This window comes from Streptomyces solincola (assembly GCF_002982015.1).
GTDB lineage: Bacteria > Actinomycetota > Actinomycetes > Streptomycetales > Streptomycetaceae > Streptomyces > Streptomyces solincola.
The window spans coordinates 1-2797 of record NZ_PVLV01000625.1 but is presented as its reverse complement, the minus strand read 5'-3'; the positions used below and the strand labels follow the sequence as shown (position 1 = coordinate 2797).

General features: G+C 73.0%; 3 protein-coding genes. All 3 read left to right on the top strand.

The window, feature by feature from the left end; all coding sequences use genetic code 11:
• The first annotated feature begins 89 nt into the window (after window positions 1-89).
• Window positions 90-1454, top strand: coding sequence for an ammonium transporter (locus tag C6N75_RS28390; RefSeq protein WP_105871717.1), 1365 nt, complete (start codon window positions 90-92; stop codon window positions 1452-1454).
• Window positions 1451-1789, top strand: coding sequence for a P-II family nitrogen regulator (locus C6N75_RS28385; protein WP_105871716.1), 339 nt, complete (start codon window positions 1451-1453; stop codon window positions 1787-1789). Before C6N75_RS28390 ends, C6N75_RS28385 begins: the two co-directional genes overlap by 4 nt.
• A gap of 66 nt (window positions 1790-1855) precedes the next feature.
• Window positions 1856-2797, top strand: a 942-nt coding sequence (locus C6N75_RS28380) for a [protein-PII] uridylyltransferase family protein (RefSeq protein WP_456340832.1), incomplete at its 3' end; no start/stop codon positions are given.

Below are 2797 nucleotides of genomic sequence, written 5' to 3'. Positions count from 1 at the left end.
CCGTCCCCGCCGCCCGGCCCGCACGCCGCCCGGCCCCGGGACAGGCGGCCCGCGCCCTGCACCGGCCGTACGACGACGAGGAGACGCCGATGCCCCCAGGCATCACGACGCTTGCCGCGGACACGCCCACGCTGTCCGCCGCCAACACCGGGTTCATGCTCATCTGCACCGCCCTGGTGATGCTGATGACCCCGGCGCTCGCCTTCTTCTACGGAGGCATGGTCCGGGTCAAGTCCACCCTCAACATGCTGATGATGAGCTTCGTCAGCCTGGGCATCGTGACCCTGCTGTGGGTGTTCTACGGCTTCAGCATCGCCTTCGGCGCCGACAGCGGCGGCCTGATCGGCTGGTCGTCCGACTACGTCGGCCTCAGCGGCATCGGCACCACCGAGCTCTGGGACGGTTACACCATCCCGGTATACGTCTTCGCCGCCTTCCAGCTCATGTTCGCCGTCCTCACCCCCGCGCTCATCAGCGGCGCCCTCGCCGACCGCGTGAAGTTCACCGCCTGGGCGCTGTTCATCGCCCTGTGGGTGACGGTCGTCTACTTCCCCGTCGCCCACTGGGTGTGGGGCGCCGGCGGCTGGCTGTTCGAGATGGGCGTCATCGACTTCGCCGGCGGCACCGCCGTCCACATCAACGCCGGCGCCGCCGCCCTCGGCGTGATCCTCGTCATCGGCAAGCGCGTCGGCTTCAAGAAGGACCCGATGCGCCCGCACAGCCTCCCGCTGGTCATGCTCGGCGCCGGACTGCTGTGGTTCGGCTGGTTCGGCTTCAACGCCGGCTCCTGGCTCGGCAACGACGACGGCGTCGGCGCGGTGATGTTCCTCAACACCCAGGTCGCCACCGCCGCCGCCATGGTCGCCTGGCTCGCCTACGAGAAGATCCGCCACGGCGCCTTCACCACCCTCGGCGCCGCCTCCGGCGCCGTCGCCGGCCTCGTCGCCATCACCCCCGCCGGCGGCTCCTGCTCCCCGCTCGGCGCCATCGCCATCGGCGCCGTCGCCGGCCTGCTGTGCGCCATGGCCGTCGGCCTGAAGTACCGCTTCGGCTACGACGACTCCCTCGACGTCGTCGGCGTCCACCTGGTCGGCGGCGTCGTCGGCTCCCTGCTCGTCGGCTTCTTCGCCACCGGCGGTGTCCAGTCCGACGCCAAGGGCCTCTTCTACGGCGGCGGCCTCGACCAGCTCGGCAAGCAGGCCACCGGCGTCTTCGCCGTCCTCGCCTACTCGCTGGTCGTCTCCGCCGTCCTCGCCCTCGCCATCGACAAGACCATGGGTATGCGGGTCCCCGAGGACGACGAGGTCTCCGGCATCGACCAGGTCGAGCACGCCGAGACCGCGTACGACTTCAGCGGCGCCGGCGGCGGAGCCGGCAACCGCAAGGCCCAGCCCGCCCCCGCCGCGATGGGCGCCGGCCCGGCCGCGACGAAGAACACGAAGGTGGACGCATGAAGCTCATCACCGCGGTCGTCAAGCCGCACCGCCTGGACGAGATCAAGGAGGCCCTCCAGGCCTTCGGAGTCCAGGGCCTGACCGTCACCGAAGCCAGCGGCTACGGACGGCAGCGCGGCCACACCGAGGTCTACCGCGGCGCCGAGTACACCGTCGACCTCGTCCCCAAGATCCGCATCGAGGTGCTGGTCGAGGACGAGGACGCCGAACAGCTCATCGAGATCGTCGTCAAGGCCGCCCGCACCGGCAAGATCGGAGACGGCAAGGTGTGGAGCGTCCCCGTCGACACCGCCGTCCGCGTCCGCACCGGCGAACGCGGCCCCGACGCCCTGTAGGGAAAGCCCGCGAAGAGGTCCCCCGTCAGACCTGGTCAGACGGACACGAGAGTAGGGAGACGCCGGGTGACGAGCGCCGACACCACCGCGACCACGGACGGATCGGAGCCCGGCGGCTACCCCGCGGCCCGGCTGCGCCTCCTGCGCGAGGAGACACGGACCGGGCCGCCCCGGCGCGCCGCCCTCGCCACCCTCACCGACGACTGGCTCGCCGCCCTCTTCGCCGCCGCCCGGCCCCCGCGCGGCACCGCCCTGGTCGCCGTCGGCGGCTACGGCCGCGCCGAACTCTCCCCCCGCAGCGACCTCGACGTCCTCCTGCTGCACGACGGCACCGCCAAGCCCGACGAGATCGCCGCCGTCGCCGACCGCGTCTGGTATCCGGTCTGGGACCTCGGCCTCGCCCTCGACCACTCCGTGCGCACCCCCGCCGAAGCCCGCAGCACCGCCGCCGACGACCTCAAGGTCCACCTCGGACTCCTCGACGCCCGCCACCTCGCCGGCGACCTCGGCCTCACCACCGCCCTGCGCACCACGATCCTCGCCGACTGGCGCAACCAGGCCGTGAAGCGGCTGCCCGCCCTCGGCGAACTCTGCCGCGAACGCGCCGAACGCCACGGCGAACTGCCCTACCTCCTCGAAGGCGACCTCAAGGAGGCCCGCGGCGGACTGCGGGACGCCACCGCGCTGCGCGCCGTCGCCGCCTCCTGGCTCGCCGACGCCCCCCGCGCCGGCCTCGCCGACGCCCGCCGCCGCCTCCTCGACACCCGCGACGCCCTCCACCTCACCACCGGCCGCGCCACCGACCGGCTCGCCCTCCAGGAACAGGACGACGTCGCCAAGGCCCTCGGCCTCCTCGACGCCGACACCCTGCTGCGTGACGTCTACGAAGCCGCCCGCACCATCGCCTACGCCCAGGACACCACCTGGCGCGAAGTCGACCGCGTGCTGCGCGCCCGCACCGCCCGCCCCAGGCTGCGCCGCCTCATCGGCGGCCGCGCTCAGCCCGCC